This window comes from Pseudomonadota bacterium (genome assembly GCA_022361155.1).
Lineage (GTDB): Bacteria > Myxococcota_A > Polyangia > Polyangiales > JAKSBK01 > JAKSBK01.
Genome location: JAKSBK010000170.1, coordinates 1 through 1,152 on the forward strand (window position 1 = coordinate 1; position 1,152 = coordinate 1,152).

Below are 1,152 nucleotides of genomic sequence, written 5' to 3' on the forward strand. Positions count from 1 at the left end.
AAGGATCCCCGAATTGGATTTGTGACGGTCACCCGTATTGAATTGAGCGACAATCTTAAAAACGCCAAGGTGCATGTCAGTATTATGGGCAGTGAAGAAGAAAAGGAAAAGTCGCTCGAAGGGTTGAACAGCGCCAAGGGCTATCTCCGGAATTCTCTCGGTAAAAATTTATACCTGAAATATATCCCCGAGTTGCACTTCAAGCTGGATGAAGCGGCCGACCATGTCGAGAAAATCACTAAAATCATCGGTGAATGGAACCATGAATAATATCTTGAATTTATACAAACCTGTGGGGCCTTCCTCCTTTTTTATGGTGCAATCCGTCAAAAGAACGCTCAAGGTCAAAAAAGCGGGCCATATCGGCACTCTCGATCCTAAAGCCGAAGGAGTGCTCCCGATCTGCCTCGATCGATCCACGCGCTTGATACAGTTTCTGGTCAGCCTTCCCAAAGTCTATTTGGCCACGATGACCCTTGGAATTACGACTGATACGCAGGATGCCACCGGCAAGGTACTGTCCTCAGAAGATGCCAGCCATATCACCGAGCAGGAGATTCGGGATATTTTGGCCGGTTTTCAGGGAGAACAACAGCAGACTCCCCCCATGTACTCTGCCAAGAAAAAAAACGGGATACCACTGTACAAATTAGCGAGAAACGGCATAACAACCGAAAGAAAACCAGTGACTTTGCAGATTTATTCCATAGATTTCTTCAAAAAAGAGGGCAATCAGGTCATATTCAGGGTAAAATGCTCCGCAGGAACGTATATCCGTACCCTGTGCCATGATATCGGCCAGGCTCTCGGTTGTGGGGCTCATATGTCCCAATTGGTCCGTGAACAGGTCGGCCAGTTTGATGTGCAATCCTCACTGACCATAGAGGAGTTGAGCCAGGCGCAGGACGACGGGACCCTGGCCCAAAAGCTGTTGGAAACAGAAACCGTTCTGGACTTTCTTCCTGAGGTCAAGGTCATCCCGGATTATGTAGCCTCCATCACCCACGGCAAACCATTGACTAAAATCGCGGTGATGGAAACACCCGAGCATTTCCGGCCTGGAATGAATCTCCGGGTCACCGGAGAAGACGGACGGATCGCCGCCATCGCTGAACCGATGGTGGATGAGGAGGGTTTTCAAAAACTGGAACC

The 1,152-nt window shown here is 49.1% G+C and carries 2 protein-coding genes; both read left to right on the top strand.

Annotated elements, in window-relative coordinates:
• Positions 1 to 270, top strand: a 270-nt coding sequence (gene rbfA, locus MJD61_06160; protein MCG8554858.1) for a 30S ribosome-binding factor RbfA, incomplete at its 5' end; no start/stop codon positions are given.
• Positions 263 to 1,152, top strand: an 890-nt coding sequence (gene truB / locus MJD61_06165) for a tRNA pseudouridine(55) synthase TruB (protein ID MCG8554859.1), incomplete at its 3' end; no start/stop codon positions are given. The genes rbfA and truB, both read left to right, overlap by 8 nt.